The sequence below is a fragment of the Flavobacterium sp. XS2P24 genome (assembly GCF_030010285.1).
GTDB classification, from domain to species: Bacteria; Bacteroidota; Bacteroidia; order Flavobacteriales; family Flavobacteriaceae; genus Flavobacterium; species Flavobacterium algoritolerans.
The window spans coordinates 1-2,939 of sequence record NZ_JASCRU010000060.1; the positions used below are offsets into that span (position 1 = coordinate 1).

At 49.0% G+C, this 2,939-nt stretch carries 1 rRNA gene; it reads right to left on the reverse strand.

The features are described 5' to 3' along the window. Nucleotides 1–41 precede the first annotated feature (41 nt). Nucleotides 42–2,925: ribosomal RNA gene (locus QLS31_RS16110) — 23S ribosomal RNA — on the reverse strand. Nucleotides 2,926–2,939 lie beyond the last annotated feature (14 nt).

Sequence of the window (2,939 nt, forward strand, 5' to 3'; positions counted from 1 at the left end):
AAGAAAGTTTCTTCTCCCGTCCCGAAAGACGGGAGAAAAGCGTACATAAGCTTACGGGTTATTAGTACTACTCGACTATGACATTACTGCCTTTACATCTATAGCCTATCAACGTGGTCATCTCCCACGACCCTTAAAAGAAATCTCATCTTGTGGTGGGTTTCGCGCTTATATGCTTTCAGCGCTTATCCCTTCCAAACGTAGCTACTCTGCGATGCCACTGGCGTGACAACAGATACACTAGAGGTTTGTCCAATTCGGTCCTCTCGTACTAGAATCAGATCCACTCAAATTTCTTGCGCCCACAGTAGATAGAGACCGAACTGTCTCACGACGTTCTGAACCCAGCTCGCGTGCCACTTTAATGGGCGAACAGCCCAACCCTTGGGACCTTCTCCAGCCCCAGGATGTGACGAGCCGACATCGAGGTGCCAAACCCCCCCGTCGATATGAGCTCTTGGGGGAGATCAGCCTGTTATCCCCGGCGTACCTTTTATCCTTTGAGCGATGGCCCTTCCATGCGGAACCACCGGATCACTATGCTCTACTTTCGTACCTGATCGACCTGTATGTCTCTCAGTCAAGCTCCCTTATGCCATTGCACTCTACGCACGGTTACCAAGCGTACTGAGGGAACCTTTAGAAGCCTCCGTTACTCTTTTGGAGGCGACCACCCCAGTCAAACTACCCACCAAGCAATGTCCCCCGCAAAACGGGGTTAGGCCTCAGACAAACAAAGGGTTGTATTTCAACAATGACTCCACAACGCCTAGCGACGCCACTTCACAGTCTCCAACCTATCCTACACATCATTTGTCCAAGGTCAATACTAAGCTATAGTAAAGGTGCACAGGGTCTTTTCGTCCCACTGCGGGTAAGCGGCATCTTCACCGCTACTACAATTTCACCGAGCTCATGGCTGAGACAGTGTCCAGATCGTTACACCATTCGTGCAGGTCGGAACTTACCCGACAAGGAATTTCGCTACCTTAGGACCGTTATAGTTACGGCCGCCGTTTACTGGGGCTTCAATTCAATGCTTCTCCGAAGATAACATCTCCTCTTAACCTTCCAGCACCGGGCAGGTGTCAGGCCCTATACTTCATCTTACGATTTTGCAGAGCCCTGTGTTTTTGATAAACAGTCGCCTGGACCTCTTCACTGCGGCCAGCATTGCTGCTGGCGACCCTTCTCCCGAAGTTACGGGTCTATTTTGCCTAATTCCTTAGCCATGAATCTCTCGAGCACCTTAGGATTCTCTCCTCGACTACCTGTGTCGGTTTGCGGTACGGGTACTTATTACCTGAAGTTTAGAGGTTTTTCTTGGAAGCCCTTAGGCGCACTATCTCTTTGTCCGAAGACTCCGAGTACTATCGTATTTCCCCAAGCCGCGTGGATTTGCCTGCGCAGCTTATAGGTAGGTACTTCAACGAACTATTCCGTCAGTTCGCGGCGCTTTCATCACTCCGTCACCCCATCACAGTAATAACTAGTACGGGAATATTAACCCGTTGTCCATCGACTGTCCCTTTCGGGTTCGCCTTAGGTCCCGACTAACCCACAGCTGATTAGCATAGCTGTGGAAACCTTAGTCTTTCGGTGTGCGGGTTTCTCGCCCGCATTATCGTTACTTATGCCTACATTTTCTTTTCTAACCAGTCCAGCATACCTTACGATACACCTTCTACCCTGTTAGAATGCTCCCCTACCACTTAGAGTAAACTCTAAATCCATAGCTTCGGTAATACACTTATGCCCGATTATTATCCATGCTCGTCCGCTCGACTAGTGAGCTGTTACGCACTCTTTAAATGAATGGCTGCTTCCAAGCCAACATCCTAGCTGTCTGGGCAGACAAACCTCGTTCTTTCAACTTAGTGTATATTTGGGGACCTTAGCTGATGGTCTGGGTTCTTTCCCTCTCGGACTTGGACCTTAGCACCCAAGCCCTCACTGTTATGAAACATTATATAGCATTCGGAGTTTGTCAGGAATTGGTAGGCGGTGAAGCCCCCGCATCCAATCAGTAGCTCTACCTCTATATAACTTTACGCATAACGCTGCACCTAAATGCATTTCGGGGAGTACGAGCTATTTCCGAGTTTGATTGGCCTTTCACCCCTACCCACAGGTCATCCGAAGACTTTTCAACGTCAACCGGTTCGGACCTCCACACTGTGTTACCAGCGCTTCATCCTGCCCATGGGTAGATCACACGGTTTCGCGTCTAACACTACTGACTAAAGCGCCCTATTCAGACTCGCTTTCGCTACGGATCCGTGGCTTAACCACTTATCCTTGCCAGCAACGTTAACTCGTAGGCTCATTATGCAAAAGGCACGCCGTCACCCCACGAAAGGGCTCCGACCGCTTGTAAGCGTATGGTTTCAGGATCTATTTCACTCCGTTATTCACGGTTCTTTTCACCTTTCCCTCACGGTACTGGTTCACTATCGGTCTCTCAGGAGTATTTAGCCTTAGCGGATGGTCCCGCCAAATTCAGACAGGATTTCTCGTGTCCCGCCCTACTCAGGATACCACTATCGTTATCTTCTATTACTTATACAGGGCTATCACCTTCTTTGGCTCTACTTTCCAGTAGATTCTAATTCTATCCGCAACAAATAACGTGGTCCTACAACCCCAATATTGCCTTAACAACATTGGTTTGGGCTAATCCGCGTTCGCTCGCCACTACTTACGGAATCACTTTTGTTTTCTTCTCCTCCGCCTACTTAGATGTTTCAGTTCAGCGGGTTTGCCCACCTATCGGTGTACTATGTCTTCAACATAGTGGGTTGCCCCATTCAGGTATTTACGGATCATATCGTGTGTGCCAATCCCCGTAACTTTTCGCAGCTTATCACGCCTTTCATCGCCTCTGAGAGCCAAGGCATCCCCCATACGCCCTTATTTTGCTTATTGTACCAATCTCGTTA